This window comes from Tenacibaculum profundicola, assembly GCF_057220795.1.
On record NZ_CM170137.1, the window covers coordinates 3310803 to 3332189 of the forward strand.

The window sequence follows — 21387 nt, forward strand, 5'->3', positions numbered from 1 at the left end:
AGAAATGAATAAGATATTACTATCTATAATAGTGCTAAGCACGGCAATCATAAGTGGCGAGCTATATTCACAGCAAGATCCGCAATATACGCAATACATGTTTAATACGATGAGTGTGAATCCGGCGTATGTGGGATCAAAGGGTCATAGTGTTGTTAATTTATTGGCCCGTACACAATGGGTAGGAGTAGATGGAGCGCCCGATACCCAAACTTTAAGTTATGATACCCCCTTAGGCTATAGCGGAGTGGGGTTAGGGATTAATCTAGTGAACGATGCAATAGGACCTTCTACGGAAACCTATTTGGATGTCAATGCATCCTATACCGTGCGAACAAGTGAGGAAGGTAATCTAGCTTTTGGAATGAAACTAGGAGGTCGTTTTTTCGATGTGGATTGGAGTAAAGGTATTTACAGAGACAAGGCAGATAAACAATTATCCCAGCCGATTAACAAGTTCTTACCTACTATCGGAGCAGGGGTTTATTATTACAAGTTGAAATGGTATTTAGGCCTGGCAGTTCCTAATATTTTAAGAACAGAGCATTATGATGATTCGAATAATGGTGGAAGTGCGGCTACAGAACGGATGCACTATTTTTTAATAGCAGGGTATGTGTTTGATCTGAACGACGAGATCAAGTTTAAACCAGCGGTGCTGACCAAGATTGTAAGTGGAGCACCATTATCGTTGGATATTTCGGCCAATTTTTTATTTCATGAGAAGTTTCGAGCGGGGCTAGCATGGAGATGGGATGATTCAATAAGTGGGTTAGTAGGCTTTCAAGTGAGTAGGTCGCTTCAAATTGGTTATGCGTATGATTTGACAACGTCAAATTATAGCAATTATAATTCGGGAACGCATGAATTGATGTTACGATATGAGATATTTAGAGGAGAGACGATGAAGTCACCTAGATTTTTTTAAAAAAGATAAAAGCTAAGATATATGAAGAGAGTACTATTAATAGTATTATTATTATTTACTGTATTAGGTTACGGACAGCGCAGGTATGCAGCAGATCGCTATTTTAACGAATATGCTTATAAGAAGTCGGCAGAGTTGTATCAACAACTTTACGATAAGGGAGATAGCTCTTATTTAGTTTTGAGTAGATTGGCAGATTCGTATTATCATACAATATCCTTTCAAAAAGCAGAAGAATACTACAGGGAATTGATGAAACAACATGAAGGAGTTGCTTCTCCAGAACATCTATTTAGGTATGCACAGGTTTTAAAGAGTAATGGAAAGCTTAAAGAATCAGATGATTGGATGTTGAGGCTAAAGACGGTAAAAGAAGATGATAGTCGTGTTGCAGATTTGGAGGATAATAAAAATTATTTTGTGTCTTATACTAATAGACCAAAAACCTATATTCATATCCATAACTTATCGATTAATACACAATATTCAGATTTTGGAGGCTTTTTACATGACGGATATTTTTATTTTTGGTCAACACGTCCCGACTCAGAAAACAGGAAGTTGTATCAATGGAACAATCAGCCGTATTTGAATATTTATAAATCAAAACAGCAGACTTTAGAAGAGAACAGGGTGTTAGATGTAGATGCGGCAGAAAAAATTATATCGTTGAGCAGCAAGTATCATGAATCTAATGTGGTTATTACTAAAGATGGCAATACGGTATATTTTACTAGAGATAATTACAACCATGATAAAGATAAATTAGTAGGAGATACAAAGAACGTGTCTAACTTAAAGATGTATAAGGCAAAAAAAATGCATAACAATAGTTGGGACAATGTAGAGGAGTTGCCTTTTAATGATGATGAGTATTCTACTGGTCACCCAGCCTTAAGCTCCGATGAGAAGACATTATATTTTGTGTCGGACAGACCTGGAGGGTATGGAGGCACAGATTTGTACAAGGTTTCAGTTTTACCAGATGGCAGTTATGGTGAACCAGAGAATTTGGGTAATACCATCAATACAGAAGGAAGAGAAATGTTTCCTTTTATAGGGGCTGATAACCGACTGTATTTTTCTTCAGACGGTCATCTAGGGTTAGGTGCTTTGGATGTATTCGAGACCAAATTAGAAGGTACTGGATTTACAGAGCCGCATAATCTAGGCTTTCCAGTAAATGGGCCCTTAGATGATTTTGGGTTTGTGATTAATGAAGAACGAACAGCGGGTTATTTTTCATCAAATCGTGAAGGAGGCGTAGGTGATGATGACATTTATAGTTTTAGAGTTTATAATTGTAAGGAAACCATTAAAGGAGTGATTTCAGATTCAAGAACAGGGTTACCGATAAACAAGGTGACTGTACGTTTGTTAAATGACAACGGTGAACCTGTATCAGAACAGATAACCAAAACCGATGGGACTTATAGTTTTGATGCGTTAGATTGTGACAAAAAATTTGCATTACTAGTTTTGAAGGATGATTATAAAGTAGTTCATAAAGAGCAGGTTACATTAGATGTAAATAAGAAAACACTGAAGAGAAATATTGTTTTAGAATCATTGATAGAAGAAGACCAGATCATGATCAATCCTATTTATTTTGATTTTGATTTGTATACTATACGAGAAGATGCGGAATATGAATTGGAACATATCGTGACTGTGATGCAAAATCATCCTGATATGGTCATCAAAATAGAATCCCATACCGATAGCAGAGGGTTAAAGGAATATAATAGACTTTTATCAGACAGGCGAGCCAAGGCCACACGTGATTATCTAGTGATGCGAGGAATAGCTCCAGAAAGAATAGCAAGTGCCATAGGGTATGGAGAAGATAACTTACTTAATGATTGTGGAGATGATAATCAACGAAAATGCACAGAAAAAGACCATCAACAAAACAGACGATCATATTTTTACATAGTAAGCGGTGGGGAAAATGTGAAAGCAATGAATCAATAAATTAATTTAGTACAAGAATTAATAAAACACCTTGTTACATTCGTGACAAGGTGTTTCGTTGTTTACATCAAATACAATTTTTTGCAATTATAACATTCCTTTTTAAGGTGATTTCACCGATGTTTTTACAAGATATTATAAAGCGTTGAACGGGTGCATAAATTACTAAAGCTATTGTAGGTTGCTCCATCTACAATAAGTTACCATTCACCTAAATTTAATTCTCATTAGTCTAAAAAGGCAGAAAACACAAAGTAGGTTCTAATAATTTTAACATAATTAATTAGAGGTTATTATGTATAGAATTTGTTCTTTTTTTGTTCTTTTTACAACTATAATAAGTTACAGTACTATAAATCTGGAGATGCATGTTCTTCTCAGCGAATATGGCGAATACAGCATTAATACTACAAATAAACTTGATTGTTTTCCTCCCAAATTTGATGACAATCGTAGAAAAAAGAATATAGCATATACAACCAACTGTGGTGCTGTTCCAATGCCTGCTAATAATAATGGAGATCAGGTTGTATTGGAATATTTTGGTAATAGTCAGCAAAACGGATATATGGTAAATACCATAAATATCAACCAAACTAATAATGGTGTGGTAGATGTCTTACGCATTGTTAATAGGGCTTCTAATGGGGGGCAGCTCGATGCAGTGTTTAATATCAATTTTAGATTATTTGTAAAGAAGTTAATCCTTGAAGCGCCAAACAATCCAACTAATTCGAATTCAATTACTGTAAAACCAAGGGAAGGGGGTAATTTTCCATATAATATTATTAAATATTGTGAGCTTGTTGAAGTAAACCCGAATTGTGCTGTTATGACGGAAACGCAAACTGTGCAAAGTTATAGTGGTAATAAATGTAATCTTACAGAAGACAATAGTTGTTACAATCAAGGAGATACTTTAGCAGATTTAAACGTTTCAGCAACGGGTTCTTTAAAATATTACACAGCACAGCAAGGTGGAACAGAATTAGCTTCTTCAAACTTGTTAGTTGATGGAGCCACTTATTACATTTCTAACGTTGTCGGAAGTTGTGAAAGTCCAAGGTTACCTGTATCAGTGTGCGTGCAAATAACAAATCAATGTCCAGTGATTAGTAATGAACAGTCTGATATGTATTTTTATGATGATTATTCGTCAAGTATTGATATTGATGTTACGGATATTTTTAGTGACCCAGATTCAGATCCATTAACCTATAATCTTGTTTCTAATAGTAATTCAAATGTAGCTGGTGTTACTTTCAACAGTGGTACAAATATAATATCCATTTCAGCTTTAGGAGCTGGTACAAGTACGGTAACTATAAGTGCTAATGATGGCAGTTGCACGGTGAGTTCTGATTTTGATATTACAATTTCTGATTCTAGTACAGTTTGTGATACAAGCCAGGGTGAATACGCTATGAAATTATATTCAATTGATATACAGGCGCCATCTAGTTTTGTAGGTTCATTAGAAGCCTCATTACTACCCAATGCAACTGAAACATTTACCTTAGGATCGTTTAAATCAACATATATTACTGTTCTAGATAATGATGCGTATCTTAATGATGATCAGAACAGCCAAGGTGTTCAGGGTGTTGGGCAAGATACCAATGGTTTACAAACTTTGGTGAATCCAGTAACTTTTTATCAACCGGTATCTATATTAAATCCTTTTAGTACTCAAACATTACTAACTAAACCTTCTGGAGAATCAATCATTTCACAAGCACATTGTGATATCACCAATTTAACCACAGGAGAATCTGGAGAGGTATATGTGTTAAATATAGGAGGCCTTTTAGCATATGCTTCTACTATAGAATTAACGCAGGGAGATCAAATACAATGGACGGGGAGTAATAACCCTAATGATATGGATCCTCCTTATGGTATGGGTGATTTGGTTTATAGTGAAGTTTTTTGCACTCAAACACCAAATGTGTGCCCAATTGCTGGGTCTATAAATGATTTCAATGCATTATATACACAAACTATCAGTGATTTTGATTTAACACAAGGTTTTGCAGTAAGTGATGATCCTCTTTCTTTTTCGGTAAGTAATACGGATAACTCTGTAGCTACTTTTTCTGTCAGTGGTAATTTTTTGAGCTTTCATCTATTGTCACCCGGAACAACAACAGTTACTGTAACTGCAGATGACGGACAATGTACCGATAGCGTTTCTTTTGATGTGATTTTAACAGATACTGATAATGATTCTGACGGTGTTGGAGATCTCGAAGATTTAGACGATGATAATGATGGTATATTAGATTCATCAGAATGTTTAAACTTTTCTCCTCTTCAATTTTTAGGACTGTCATCAACGTTACAAAACTACACTATAGCAGAAACTACCATTTCACAAAGTTCTACAGGATTCGTAGATTCTGGAAATACCGATAATGACGGAAACCTAGCCTTAGGTAGTAATGGGGCTACTACTTCTATCTCAGTATCCAATACATCAAGCTTTATAATTTCGGGAGCAACGAATGCAGGAAGAAGTTTTGATTCAGGTGATCAATGGACCCTTTCATCAACCAATGGAACTTTTGTTGTTTCAGATCCAAGTAATGAGTTACATATTATTTCTAATGTAGGAAGTATTATTGTTTTTTCTACCTCAGGAGGGTTTAACCCTACAGGTTGGAGTATTGAGTTAAATCAGGTCGATGATTTAACCTTAACCATGAATTCAGGGAATCCTTATTCAGATTTAAAAGTGAGTGTTACGGTGCCTTGCGGTGACTTCGATGATGATGGTACTCCTGATCATTTAGATTTAGACAGTGATAATGATGGGTGTAATGATGTAAAAGAGTCTGGCGGGGTAGATGGTGATAATGATGGGGTTCTAGATGGAACAGGTGTTGATAGTGATGGTAAAGTAATAGGAGGTAGTGGTGGATATGATGGAGTTACAGGAGATGAAAACGTAGCAACACTCGTCGTTGTCGATACTACAGCATTGATAGATCAAACAGTTTTTGAAGGTAGTGGTACTAGTTTTACGATTACATCAGCAACAGCAACTAGCACTACAGCTTTTACAGGAACGGCCCCTGCTACAACACCTAATTACCTTGATATTTCTGCAATAGATGTTTCTGGAATAATTGTTTATCAGTGGCAAGAAGACGGGGTTAATTTATCAAATACCGGAGTGTATTCTGGTGTGAATACATCAACTCTTAATATTTCAGATGTAACAGGTTTATCAGGTAAAGTTTATAATTTAATAATAACACATCCAAATAATGTGTGTGTAGATATTCAAAATAGTGCTACCCTAACCATTTTGGATTCATGTAGCAATGGTGCGATAGTTGGAACACCAACAGCTAATGATCCGGATGGAGATGGGGTTAATAACGTGTGTGATTTAGATGATGATAATGATGGGATTTTAGATATTAATGAAAGACCATGTTATGCTTTTTCAGATGATTTTGGTTCAGGTACGGGGAGTCCTGAAACAAGTCATCCAAATGTTCCAGCTTCGAATGTCAATAATGTGAGGGTTGGCACAAATACAGACTTTTCAGGTCAATCGTGGTATCAATCTATTTCGGGAGCAGATGCAACAGGAGACACAGAGGGAAGATATTTAGCATTAGACAATCCTAATGGAGTAGCTCCTGTATTAGTTTATCAAGAAAGTTTAACTGTTCAGCCTAATCAGGAGTATTCATATAGTCTTTTTGCAGTCGCAGCAAAGGAAGAAAGTGGTCAGCCTGCAAGTGCTTATCCAGATGTTAGAATGCAAATAAAAGATGGATTAGGTTCTGTTTTACAAATAATAGATACAGGTACTCTTAGTTTAACCTGGGAAAGATTTGAGTTTTTATTTACGTCAACAACAGCAACGGTTACAATTGAAATTTATAACAACAACACAGATGCACCTTTCAACACCTTATTATTAGATGAAATTTCTATTTCTCTAATTTCATGTGATACCGATGGTGATGGTACACCAGATTATTTAGATGAAGATAGTGACAATGATGGTTGTTATGATGTGATAGAGTCAGGAGGAACTGATACAGCACCAGCAGATGGTGTTTTAGATGGAACTGGGTTTGATAGCGACGGTAAAGTAATGGGTGGGGTAGGAGGTTATGATGGAGTTACTGGAGATGAAATAGAGGCTACTACAATTCAAATAGATGCACAACCTAGTGATTCAACTATCTGTCTTGGAGAAGATACAACTTTTACAGGAGTTGCTTCGTCATTAAGTAGTACAACTTTTTCAGGAATAACACCAAATACGACACCAGATTATACAGGAAGCACACCAACAACTTTAGGATTAGTATACCAATGGCAGAAGCAAACAGGAGGGGTAGGCGCATGGAATAATCTAAGTGATGGAGGTGTTTACAGTAATACATCCGCCGCTTCTTTAACGCTTACGAATCCACCATTTAGTGCATCTACCAATAAATACAGGTTAGTATTAACAAGCACAAAGAACGTATGTGAAAGTGTTACAAGTAATGAGGCTACTTTAACAATAACACCTCACAATACAGCAAGTGTTGCTTCAAGCACGCCCACTTTATGTATCAATACGGTTTTAACAGATATTACCCATACAACCAGTGGTGCAACGGGTATTGGTTCAGCGACAGGCTTACCCTCTGGACTAACAGCTTCATGGAATTCAGATACTATTACGATAGAAGGAACACCAACATCAAGTGGAACGTTTAATTATAGTATTCCACTAACAGGTGGTTGTGGAAATGTAAGCGCAACAGGAACTATTACAGTTACCCCAGATAATATATCGAATGTTGCTTCAAGCACCCCCACTTTATGTATCAATACAATTTTAACAGATATTACCCACACAACAAGCGGGGCAACGGGTATTGGTTCAGCGACAGACTTACCCTCTGGAGTAACAGCTTCGTGGAATGCAGATACGATTACAATAGAAGGAACACCAACATCAAGCGGAACGTTTAATTATAGTATTCCGCTAACAGGTGGTTGTGGAACTGTAAGTGCTACAGGAACTATTACAGTTAGCCCTGATACCGATGGAGATGGTACTTGTGATACCGTAGATCCTGATCCGACCGATCCTTGTATTCCAGATAATACGGATGCTGACGGAGATGGTACTTGTGATACCGTAGATCCTGATCCGACCGATCCTTGTATTCCAGATAATACGGATGCCGATGGAGATGGTACTTGTGATACTGTAGATCCTGATCCGACCGATCCTTGTATTCCTGATAGTACCGATGCTGATGGAGATGGTACTTGTGATACTGTAGATCCCGATCCGACTGATCCCTGTATTCCAGATAATACGGATGCTGATGGAGATGGTGTTTGTGATACTGTAGATCCCGATCCGACTGATCCTTGTATTCCAGATAATACGGATGCTGATGGAGATGGTACTTGTGATACCGTAGATCCTGATCCGACCGATCCTTGTATTCCAGATAATACGGATGCTGACGGAGATGGTACTTGTGATACCGTAGATCCTGATCCGACCGATCCTTGTATTCCAGATAATACGGATGCCGATGGAGATGGTACTTGTGATACTGTAGATCCTGATCCGACCGATCCTTGTATTCCTGATAGTACCGATGCTGATGGAGATGGTACTTGTGATACTGTAGATCCCGATCCGACTGATCCTTGTATTCCAGATAATACGGATGCTGATGGAGATGGTACTTGTGATACCGTAGATCCTGATCCGACTGATCCTTGTATTCCAGATAATACGGATGCTGATGGAGATGGTACTTGTGATACCGTAGATCCTGATCCGACTGATCCCTGTATTCCAGATAATACGGATGCTGATGGAGATGGTACTTGTGATACCGTAGATCCTGATCCGACTGATCCTTGTATTCCAGATAATACGGATGCTGATTCAGATGGTACTTGTGATACTGTAGATCCCGATCCGACTGATCCTTGTATTCCAGATAATACGGATGCCGATGGAGATGGCGTTTGTGATACTGTAGATCCTGATCCGACTGATCCTTGTATTCCTGATAGTACGGATGCTGATGGAGATGGTACTTGTGATACCGTAGATCCCGATCCGACTGATCCTTGTATTCCAGATAGTGTTGATGCTGATGGAGATGGTACTTGTGATACCGTAGATCCTGATCCGACCGATCCTTGTATTCCAGATAATACGGATGCCGATGGAGATGGCGTTTGTGATACTGTAGATCCTGATCCGACTGATCCTTGTATTCCTGATAGTACCGATGCTGATGGAGATGGCGTTTGTGATACCGTAGATCCTGATCCGACTGATCCTTGTATTCCAGATAGTGTTGATGCCGATGGAGATGGTGTTTGTGATACAGTAGATCCCGATCCAACCGATCCCTGTATTCCAGATAGTGTTGATGCTGACGGAGATGGTACTTGTGATACTGTAGATCCCGATCCGACTGATCCTTGTATTCCAGATAGTGTTGATGCTGATGGAGATGGTACTTGTGATACCGTAGATCCTGATCCGACTGATCCTTGTATTCCAGATAATACGGATGCCGATGGAGATGGCGTTTGTGATACTGTAGATCCTGATCCGACTGATCCTTGTATTCCAGATAATACGGATGCCGATGGAGATGGTACTTGTGATACTGTAGATCCTGATCCGACCGATCCTTGTATTCCTGATAGTACCGATGCTGATGGAGATGGTACTTGTGATACTGTAGATCCCGATCCGACTGATCCTTGTATTCCAGATAATACGGATGCCGATGGAGATGGTACTTGTGATACCGTAGATCCTGATCCGACTGATCCTTGTATTCCAGATAATACGGATGCTGACGGAGATGGTACTTGTGATACTGTAGATCCCGATCCGACTGATCCTTGTATTCCAGATAGTGTTGATGCTGATGGAGATGGTACTTGTGATACCGTAGATCCTGATCCGACTGATCCTTGTATTCCAGATAATACGGATGCTGATTCAGATGGTACTTGTGATACCGTAGATCCTGATCCGACTGATCCTTGTATTCCAGATAGTGCTGACGCTGATGGAGATGGTGCTTGTGATACCGTAGATCCTGATCCGACTGATCCTTGTATTCCAGATAATACGGATGCTGATTCAGATGGTACTTGTGATACCGTAGATCCTGATCCGACTGATCCTTGTATTCCAGATAGTGCTGACGCTGATGGAGATGGTACTTGTGATACCGTAGATCCCGATCCGACTGATCCTTGTATTCCTGATAATACGGATGCCGATGGAGATGGCGTTTGTGATACCGTAGATCCTGATCCGACTGATCCTTGTATTCCAGATAATACGGATGCTGACGGAGATGGTACTTGTGATACTGTAGATCCCGATCCGACTGATCCTTGTATTCCAGATAGTGTTGATGCTGATGGAGATGGTACTTGTGATACCGTAGATCCTGATCCGACTGATCCTTGTATTCCAGATAATACGGATGCTGATTCAGATGGTACTTGTGATACCGTAGATCCTGATCCGACTGATCCTTGTATTCCAGATAGTGCTGACGCTGATGGAGATGGTACTTGTGATACCGTAGATCCCGATCCGACTGATCCTTGTATTCCTGATAATACGGATGCCGATGGAGATGGCGTTTGTGATACCGTAGATCCTGATCCGACTGATCCTTGTATTCCAGATAATACGGATGCTGACGGAGATGGTACTTGTGATACTGTAGATCCCGATCCGACTGATCCTTGTATTCCAGATAGTGTTGATGCTGATGGAGATGGTACTTGTGATACCGTAGATCCTGATCCGACTGATCCTTGTATTCCAGATAATACGGATGCTGATTCAGATGGTACTTGTGATACCGTAGATCCTGATCCGACTGATCCTTGTATTCCAGATAGTGCTGACGCTGATGGAGATGGTACTTGTGATACTGTAGATCCCGATCCGACTGATCCTTGTATTCCAGATAATACGGATGCTGACGGTGATGGCGTTTGTGATACTGTAGATCCTGATCCGACTGATCCTTGTATTCCAGATAATACGGATGCCGATGGAGATGGTACTTGTGATACTGTAGATCCTGATCCAACCGATCCTTGTATTCCAGATAGTGTTGATGCTGATGGAGATGGTACTTGTGATACTGTAGATCCCGATCCGATTGATCCTTGTATTCCTGATAGTACGGATGCCGATGGAGATGGCGTTTGTGATACCGTAGATCCTGATCCGACTGATCCTTGTATTCCAGATAGTGTTGATGCTGATGGAGATGGTACTTGTGATACCGTAGATCCTGATCCGACTGATCCTTGTATTCCAGATAATACGGATGCCGATGGAGATGGTACTTGTGATACGGTAGATCCTGATCCGACTGATCCTTGTATTCCAGATAGTGCTGACGCTGACGGTGATGGCGTTTGTGATACTGTAGATCCTGATCCGACTGATCCTTGTATTCCAGATAATACGGATGCCGATGGAGATGGTACTTGTGATACTGTAGATCCTGATCCAACCGATCCTTGTATTCCAGATAGTGCTGACGCCGATGGAGATGGTACTTGTGATACTGTAGATCCCGATCCGACTGATCCTTGTATTCCAGATAATACGGATGCCGATGGAGATGGCGTTTGTGATACCGTAGATCCTGATCCGACTGATCCTTGTATTCCAGATAGTGTTGATGCTGATGGAGATGGTACTTGTGATACTGTAGATCCTGATCCGACCGATCCTTGTATTCCAGATAGTGCTGACGCCGATGGAGATGGTACTTGTGATACTGTAGATCCCGATCCGATTGATCCCTGTATTCCTGATAGTACGGATGCCGATGGAGATGACGTTTGTGATACAGTAGATCCTGATCCGACTGATCCTTGTATTCCAGATAGTGCTGACGCCGATGGAGATGGTACTTGTGATACTGTAGATCCTGATCCGACTGATCCTTGTATTCCTGATAGTACGGATGCTGATGGAGATGGTACTTGTGATACCGTAGATCCCGATCCGACTGATCCTTGTATTCCAGATAATACGGATGCCGATGGAGATGGTACTTGTGATACCGTAGATCCTGATCCGACCGATCCTTGTATTCCAGATAATACGGATGCCGATGGAGATGGTACTTGTGATACCGTAGATCCTGATCCGACTGATCCTTGTATTCCAGATAATACGGATGCCGATGGAGATGGCGTTTGTGATACCGTAGATCCTGATCCGACTGATCCTTGTATTCCAGATAGTGCTGACGCTGACGGTGATGGCGTTTGTGATACTGTAGATCCTGATCCGACTGATCCTTGTATTCCAGATAATACGGATGCCGATGGAGATGGTACTTGTGATACTGTAGATCCTGATCCAACCGATCCTTGTATTCCAGATAGTGCTGACGCCGATGGAGATGGTACTTGTGATACTGTAGATCCCGATCCGATTGATCCTTGTATTCCTGATAGTACGGATGCCGATGGAGATGGCGTTTGTGATACCGTAGATCCTGATCCGACTGATCCTTGTATTCCAGATAGTGTTGATGCTGATGGAGATGGCGTTTGTGATACCGTAGATCCTGATCCGACTGATCCTTGTATTCCAGATAATACGGATGCCGATGGAGATGGTACTTGTGATACGGTAGATCCTGATCCGACTGATCCTTGTATTCCAGATAGTGCTGACGCTGACGGTGATGGCGTTTGTGATACTGTAGATCCTGATCCGACTGATCCTTGTATTCCAGATAATACGGATGCCGATGGAGATGGTACTTGTGATACCGTAGATCCTGATCCGACTGATCCTTGTATTCCAGATAATACGGATGCCGATGGAGATGGTACTTGTGATACGGTAGATCCTGATCCGACTGATCCTTGTATTCCAGATAGTGCTGACGCTGACGGTGATGGTACTTGTGATACTGTAGATCCTGATCCGACTGATCCTTGTATTCCTGATAGTACGGATGCTGATGGAGATGGTACTTGTGATACCGTAGATCCCGATCCGACTGATCCTTGTATTCCTGATAATACGGATGCCGATGGAGATGGTACTTGTGATACCGTAGATCCTGATCCGACCGATCCTTGTATTCCAGATAATACGGATGCCGATGGAGATGGTACTTGTGATACCGTAGATCCTGATCCGACTGATCCTTGTATTCCAGATAGTGCTGACGCTGACGGTGATGGCGTTTGTGATACCGTAGATCCTGATCCGACTGATCCTTGTATTCCAGATAGTGCTGACGCTGATGGAGATGGTACTTGTGATACTGTAGATCCCGATCCGACTGATCCTTGTATTCCAGATAATACGGATGCCGATGGAGATGGTACTTGTGATACTGTAGATCCTGATCCAACCGATCCTTGTATTCCAGATAGTGCTGACGCCGATGGAGATGGTACTTGTGATACCGTAGATCCTGATCCGACCGATCCTTGTATTCCAGATAATACGGATGCCGATGGAGATGGTACTTGTGATACTGTAGATCCTGATCCGACTGATCCTTGTATTCCAGATAATACGGATGCTGATGGAGATGGTACTTGTGATACCGTAGATCCTGATCCGACTGATCCTTGTATTCCAGATAATACGGATGCCGATGGAGATGGTACTTGTGATACCGTAGATCCTGATCCGACTGATCCTTGTATTCCAGATAATACGGATGCTGATTCAGATGGTACTTGTGATACTGTAGATCCTGATCCGACTGATCCTTGTATTCCAGATAGTGTTGATGCTGATGGAGATGGTACTTGTGATACCGTAGATCCTGATCCGACTGATCCCTGTATTCCAGATAATACGGATGCCGATGGAGATGGTACTTGTGATACTGTAGATCCTGATCCGACTGATCCTTGTATTCCAGATAATACGGATGCTGATGGAGATGGTACTTGTGATACCGTAGATCCTGATCCGACTGATCCTTGTATTCCAGATAATACGGATGCCGATGGAGATGGTACTTGTGATACCGTAGATCCTGATCCGACTGATCCTTGTATTCCAGATAATACGGATGCTGATTCAGATGGTACTTGTGATACCGTAGATCCTGATCCGACTGATCCTTGTATTCCAGATAGTGCTGACGCTGATGGAGATGGTACTTGTGATACTGTAGATCCCGATCCGACTGATCCTTGTATTCCAGATAATACGGATGCTGATGGAGATGGTACTTGTGATACCGTAGATCCTGATCCGACTGATCCCTGTATTCCAGATAATACGGATGCTGATGGAGATGGTGTTTGTGATACTGTAGATCCCGATCCGACCGATCCTTGTATTCCAGATAATACGGATGCCGATGGAGATGGCGTTTGTGATACTGTAGATCCCGATCCGACCGATCCTTGTATTCCAGATAATACGGATGCCGATGGAGATGGCGTTTGTGATACTGTAGATCCTGATCCGACCGATCCTTGTATTCCAGATAATACGGATGCCGATGGAGATGGTACTTGTGATACTGTAGATCCTGATCCGACCGATCCTTGTATTCCTGATAGTACCGATGCTGATGGAGATGGTGTTTGTGATACTGTAGATCCCGATCCGACTGATCCTTGTATTCCTGATAGTACGGATGCTGATGGAGATGGTACTTGTGATACCGTAGATCCTGATCCGACCGATCCTTGTATTCCAGATAATACGGATGCTGACGGAGATGGTGTTTGTGATACTGTAGATCCTGATCCGACTGATCCCTGTATTCCAGATAATACGGATGCTGATGGAGATGGTGTTTGTGATACTGTAGATCCTGATCCGACTGATCCCTGTATTCCAGATAATACGGATGCTGATGGAGATGGTACTTGTGATACCGTAGATCCTGATCCGACTGATCCTTGTCCAGATAGTGTTGATGCTGATGGAGATGGTACTTGTGATACTGTAGATCCCGATCCGACTGATCCTTGTATTCCTGATAGTACGGATGCCGATGGAGATGGTACTTGTGATACTGTAGATCCTGATCCGACCGATCCTTGTATTCCAGATAGTGCTGACGCTGACGGTGATGGCGTTTGTGATACAGTAGATCCTGATCCGACTGATCCTTGTATTCCTGATAGTATGGATGCCGATGGAGATGGCGTTTGTGATACAGTAGATCCTGATCCGACTGATCCTTGTATTCCAGATAGTGTTGATGCTGATGGAGATGGTGTTTGTGATACCGTAGATCCCGATCCAACTGATCCTTGTATTCCAGATAGTGCTGATGCTGATGGAGATGGTGTTTGTGATACAGTAGATCCCGATCCAACCGATCCCTGTATTCCTGATAGTGTTGATGCTGATGGAGATGGCGTTTGTGATACCGTAGATCCTGATCCGACTGATCCTTGTATTCCTGATAGTGTTGATGCTGATGGAGATGGTGTTTGTGATACCGTAGATCCCGATCCAACCGATCCTTGTATTCCAGATAGTGCTGATGCTGATGGAGATGGCGTTTGTGATACCGTAGATCCTGATCCGACTGATCCTTGTATTCCAGATAGTGTTGATGCCGATGGAGATGGTGTTTGTGATACAGTAGATCCCGATCCAACCGATCCCTGTATTCCTGATAGTGTTGATGCTGATGGAGATGGTGTTTGTGATACTGTAGACCCCGATCCGACTGATCCTTGTATTCCAGATAATACGGATGCCGATGGAGATGGCGTTTGTGATACCGTAGATCCTGATCCGACCGATCCTTGTGTTCCAGATAGTGCTGATGCTGATGGAGATGGTACTTGTGATACCGTAGATCCCGATCCAACCGATCCTTGTATTCCAGATAGTGTTGATGCTGATGGAGATGGTGTTTGTGATACAGTAGATCCCGATCCAACCGATCCCTGTATTCCTGATAGTGTTGATGCTGATGGAGATGGTGTTTGTGATACTGTAGATCCCGATCCGACTGATCCTTGTATTCCAGATAATACGGATGCCGATGGAGATGGTACTTGTGATACCGTAGATCCTGATCCGACCGATCCTTGTATTCCAGATAATACGGATGCTGATGGAGATGGTACTTGTGATACCGTAGATCCCGATCCAACCGATCCTTGTATTCCAGATAGTGTTGATGCTGATGGAGATGGTGTTTGTGATACAGTAGATCCCGATCCAACCGATCCCTGTATTCCAGATAGTGTTGATGCTGATGGAGATGGCGTTTGTGATACCGTAGATCCTGATCCGACTGATCCTTGTATTCCAGATAGTGTTGATGCCGATGGAGATGGTGTTTGTGATACAGTAGATCCCGATCCAACCGATCCCTGTATTCCAGATAGTGTTGATGCTGATGGAGATGGTGTTTGTGATACTGTAGATCCCGATCCGACTGATCCTTGTATTCCAGATAATACGGATGCCGATGGAGATGGTACTTGTGATACCGTAGATCCTGATCCGACTGATCCTTGTATTCCTGATAGTACGGATGCCGATGGAGATGGTACTTGTGATACTGTAGATCCTGATCCGACCGATCCTTGTATTCCAGATAGTGCTGACGCTGACGGTGATGGCGTTTGTGATACCGTAGATCCTGATCCGACTGATCCTTGTATTCCAGATAATACGGATGCTGATGGAGATGGTACTTGTGATACCGTAGATCCTGATCCGACTGATCCTTGTATTCCAGATAATACGGATGCCGATGGAGATGGTACTTGTGATACCGTAGATCCCGATCCGACTGATCCTTGTATTCCTGATAGTACGGATGCTGATGGAGATGGTACTTGTGATACCGTAGATCCTGATCCGACTAATCCTTGTATTCCAGATAGTGTTGATGCTGATGGAGATGGTGTTTGTGATACCGTAGATCCTGATCCGACTGATCCTTGTATTCCAGATAATACGGATGCCGATGGAGATGGCGTTTGTGATACTGTAGATCCTGATCCAACCGATCCCTGTATTCCTGATAGTGTTGATGCTGATGGAGATGGTGTTTGTGATACTGTAGATCCCGATCCGACTGATCCTTGTATTCCAGATAGTGTTGATGCTGATGGAGATGGTGTTTGTGATACCGTGGATCCTGATCCGACTGATCCCTGTATTCCTGATGTTTTTGCTATAGCTACTGGCGATTGCGATGGTGATGGGGTAGATAATGGAACGGAACATGATGCAAATGGAGATGGAAATGGTCCTGACGATACAGATGGGGATGGTGTAATAGATGCATTAGATATGGATGATGATGGCGACGGTATTTTAACCTCCGATGAGGATATTAATAATGATGGAGATCCAACCAACGACGATAGTGACGGTGATGGTATTCCAAATTATTTAGATACGGATGATGATGGCGACGGTGTTCTTAATTCTGATGAGGATATTAATAATGATGGAGATCCAACCAACGATGATAGTGACGGTGATGGTATTCCAAATTATTTAGATACGGATGATGATGGCGACGGTGTTTTAACGTCTGATGAAGATATTAATAATGATGGAGATCCAACGAACGACGATAGTGATGGCGATGGTATTCCAGATTATTTGGATATAGATGATGATGGTGATGGTGTTTTAACTTCCGATGAGGATATTGATGCAAACGGAGATCCTATGAATGATGATAGTGATGACGATGGTATTGCCGATTATTTAGATACGGATGATGATGGCGACGGTGTTTTAACCTCCGATGAGGATATTGATACAAACGGAGATCCAATGAATGATGATAGTGATGGGGATGGCATTCCAGATTATTTGGATATAGATGATGATGGTGATGGTGTTTTAACTTCCGATGAGGATATTGATGCAAACGGAGATCCTATGAATGATGATAGTGATGACGATGGTATTGCCGATTATTTAGATACGGATGATGATGGCGATGGTATCTTAACTTCAGAGGAAGATATTGATGGAGATGAAGATCCAACCAACGATGATAGTGATAGTGATGGTATTCCAGATTATTTAGATACGGATGATGATGATGATGGAATTGAGACTATAGATGAAAACCCAGATGTCAATGGAGATGGAAATCCAAATGATGCTTTAGATACAGACGACGATGGTATTCCTGATTATTTAGACTCAGATACATTGGAGTGTTTAACAGTTTATAATGAGTTTACTCCAAATGGCGATGGTCATAACGATACTCTAGTAATATCTTGTATAGAAGATGACCGTTATAGGAATAATAAACTAGAAATATATAACCGTTGGGGTAATCTGGTGTATAGTAAAGAAAGGTATGATAATACGTGGAGAGGTAGTTCAAAGGGACGCATGAATATTCGTGTAGATGAACAATTGCCATCAGGAACCTATTACTATATGTTAAATTTAGGAGATGGTAGTAAACCTAAAGTAGGTTGGATATATATCAATAGAGATTAACCAAAATTTAGAAAGAAATGAACAAGATATTACAGTATATAATGGTACTAAGTGGTCTGATCATTGGTAATGAATTGTATTCACAACAAGATCCGCAATACACGCAATATATGTTTAATACGATGAGTGTGAATCCGGCTTATGTAGGATCAAAAGGTCATAGTGTTATTAATGTATTAGCCCGTACACAATGGGTAGGAGTAGATGGAGCCCCCGACACCCAAACTTTAAGTTATGACACACCCTTAGGCTATAGCGGAGTGGGGCTAGGTGTTAATCTTGTGAACGATGTTATAGGGCCTTCCACCGAAACTTATTTAGACGCCAATGTATCTTATACGGTACGAACAAGTGAAGAAGGTAATTTAGCCTTTGGAATGAGAATTGGTGGCAGGTTTTTTAATGTAGATTGGAGTAAAGGTATTTACAGAGATAAGGCAGATAATCAGTTGTCCGAACCAATTAATAAGTTTTTACCTACTATAGGAGCAGGGGTTTATTTTCACAAATACAATTGGTATTTAGGTTTGGCAGTACCTAATGTTTTAAGGACAGAACATTATGATGATTCGATTAGTGGCGGAAGTGTTGCTACTGAACGTATGCATTATTACTTAATAGGAGGTTATGTGTTCGAGTTGAACGAGGATATCAAGTTTAAACCAGCAGGGTTGGCTAAGATTGTAAGTGGAGCTCCTTTATCATTAGATGTTTCCGCAAATTTTTTATTTCATGAGAAGTTTCGAGCAGGAATTGCATGGCGATGGGGCGATTCAATAAGTGGATTATTAGGATTTCAAATAAGTAGATCATTTCAAATTGGCTATGCCTATGATTTAACAACATCGAATTATAGCAATTATAATTCAGGAACCCATGAATTGATGCTTAGATATGAGATTTCTAAAGGACAGCCCATGGTATCACCAAGATTTTTTTAAATGTATAAAAGCTAAGATATATGAAGAGAAAACTATTAATACTACTATTATTATTTACTGTAATAGGTTACGGACAGCGCAGGTATGCCGCAGATCGCTATTTTAAGGAATATGCATATAAAAAGTCGGCAGAATTATATCAACAACTTTATGATAAGGATGATGATTCTTATTTAGTCTTGAGTAGGTTGGCAGATTCCTACTATCATACCATATCCTTTCAAAAGGCAGAGAAGTACTATGGGGAGTTGATGAAGGAATACGAAGGTATTGCTTCTATAGAACATTTATTTAGATATGCACAGGTGTTAAAGAGTAATGGAAAGGTAAAGGAGTCAGATGCTTGGATGTTGAAGTTAAAGAAGATAAAAGCGGATGATAGTCGTGCTGTAGACTTGGAAAATAATAAGGATTATTTTGTGACCTATACGAATAGACCGAAGACTTACGTTCATATTCATAATTTATCGGTTAATACCCAGTATTCAGATTTTGGAGGTTTTATTCATAAAGGATATTTTTATTTTTGGTCAACACGTCCCGACGCACAAAACAAGAAGTTGTATCAATGGAACAAGCAGCCATACTTGAACATTTATAAATCGAAAGAGGTAAGTTTAGGGGAGAATATGATCTTAGATGTAGAGGCGGCAGAAAAGATTGTTTCGTTAAGTAGTAAGTATCATGAATCCAATGCCATTATTACTAAAGATGGCAATACACTATATTTTACTAGAGACAATTATGATACTGGCAAATTGATTAGAGCCAACGAAAATAAAGCACATTTAAAAATATATAAGGCAAAGAAATTTTATAAAGATTGGGGGGATATTGAGGAGTTACCTTTTAATAATAATGGATATTCTACTGGGCATCCAGCCTTAAGTTCCGATGAGAAGACATTATATTTTGTATCGGATATGCCTGGAGGTTATGGAGGTACAGATTTGTACAAGGTCTCAATTTTGTCTGATGGTACCTATAGTGAACCAGAAAATTTGGGAAATACTGTTAACACGGAAGGGAGAGAGATGTTTCCGTTCGTAGGATCGAATGATCGATTGTATTTTTCTTCAGACGGACATATAGGTTTAGGAGCTTTGGATGTTTTTGAGACCAAATTAGAAGGAGATAATTATCTAAAACCAGTGAATTTGGGTTCACCTGTAAATGGACCCTTAGATGATTTTGGATTTGTGATTAATGAAGAAAGAACGGCGGGTTATTTTTCATCAAATCGAGAAGGCGGTGCAGGCGATGATGATATTTATAGTTTTAAGATTTATAGATGTAAGGAAATAATCAAAGGAGTGATCTCAGATTCAAAAACAAGATTACCGATTGACAAGGTGGTTGTACGTTTGTTAAATGACAAAGGAGAACCGTTATCAGAACAGGTAACTAAGAGCAACGGAGTTTATACTTTTGATTCCTTAGATTGTGAAAAGAATTTTGTAGTGGTGGCTTCAAAAAATGATTATAAGTCAGTTCATAAAGAGCAAATGACATTGGATATAAATAAGAAAACACTAAAAAAAGATATCGTTTTAGAATCGTTGATAGAGGAAGACCAGATCGTGATCAGCCCAATTTATTTTGATTTTGGTTTGTATACTATTCGAGAAGATGCCGAGTATGAATTAGAACATATTGTGAGTGTGATGCAACAATATCCTGACATGATCATCAAAATAGAATCGCATACCGATAGTAGAGGATTGAAAGCGTACAATAGAATTTTATCAGATAAAAGAGCCAAGGCCACACGTGATTATATAGTGATGCGTGGCATTGATGGGAGTCGAATAGCCAGTGCTATAGGATATGGAGAATCTAAGCCATTAATTGATTGTAAAGAAGGATGTAGTGAGGAAGATCATCAACAAAATAGAAGATCGTATTTTTATATAGTAAACAGAGCAAACAATGTAAAATCAGGTAATGAGTAAGAAATAATTTGGTAATATATGAACGGACACCTCTTTTAAGAGGTGTTTTTTTGTTTGTCAAACACTACAATTACAAGAAAATACGTAATTTCG

5 protein-coding genes are annotated in these 21387 nt (G+C 40.4%); all 5 read left to right on the plus strand.

What is annotated here, in order from left to right:
• Positions 1-4 precede the first annotated feature (4 nt).
• Positions 5-928 carry a PorP/SprF family type IX secretion system membrane protein gene (locus tag AC2TDS_RS13890; protein WP_484736178.1) on the plus strand — a complete coding sequence of 308 codons (924 nt, stop codon included), beginning with the start codon at positions 5-7 and terminating at the stop codon, positions 926-928.
• Positions 929-949: 21 nt separating this feature from the next.
• The gene (locus tag AC2TDS_RS13895) at positions 950-2902 is read left to right on the plus strand and encodes an OmpA family protein (protein ID WP_484736179.1); all 1953 of its coding nucleotides are present in this window, start codon (positions 950-952) and stop codon (positions 2900-2902) included.
• Positions 2903-3266: 364 nt separating this feature from the next.
• Positions 3267-18401, plus strand: a complete 15135-nt coding sequence (locus AC2TDS_RS13900) for a T9SS type B sorting domain-containing protein (protein ID WP_484736180.1) — start codon at positions 3267-3269, stop codon at positions 18399-18401.
• Between the two features lie 17 nt (positions 18402-18418).
• Positions 18419-19342, plus strand: coding sequence for a PorP/SprF family type IX secretion system membrane protein (locus tag AC2TDS_RS13905; RefSeq protein WP_484736181.1), 924 nt, complete (start codon positions 18419-18421; stop codon positions 19340-19342).
• Positions 19343-19362: 20 nt separating this feature from the next.
• Positions 19363-21294, plus strand: a complete 1932-nt coding sequence (locus AC2TDS_RS13910; protein ID WP_484736182.1) for an OmpA family protein — start codon at positions 19363-19365, stop codon at positions 21292-21294.
• Positions 21295-21387 lie beyond the last annotated feature (93 nt).

Bases quoted from the DNA above. Each gene is read 5' to 3' on its own strand.
- AC2TDS_RS13890 (WP_484736178.1), top strand. From the start codon at position 5: ATGAATAAGATATTACTATCTATAATAGTGCTAAGCACGGCAATCATA.
- AC2TDS_RS13895 (WP_484736179.1), top strand. From the start codon at position 950: ATGAAGAGAGTACTATTAATAGTATTATTATTATTTACTGTATTAGGT.
- AC2TDS_RS13900 (WP_484736180.1), top strand. From the start codon at position 3,267: ATGCATGTTCTTCTCAGCGAATATGGCGAATACAGCATTAATACTACA.
- AC2TDS_RS13905 (WP_484736181.1), top strand. From the start codon at position 18,419: ATGAACAAGATATTACAGTATATAATGGTACTAAGTGGTCTGATCATT.
- AC2TDS_RS13910 (WP_484736182.1), top strand. From the start codon at position 19,363: ATGAAGAGAAAACTATTAATACTACTATTATTATTTACTGTAATAGGT.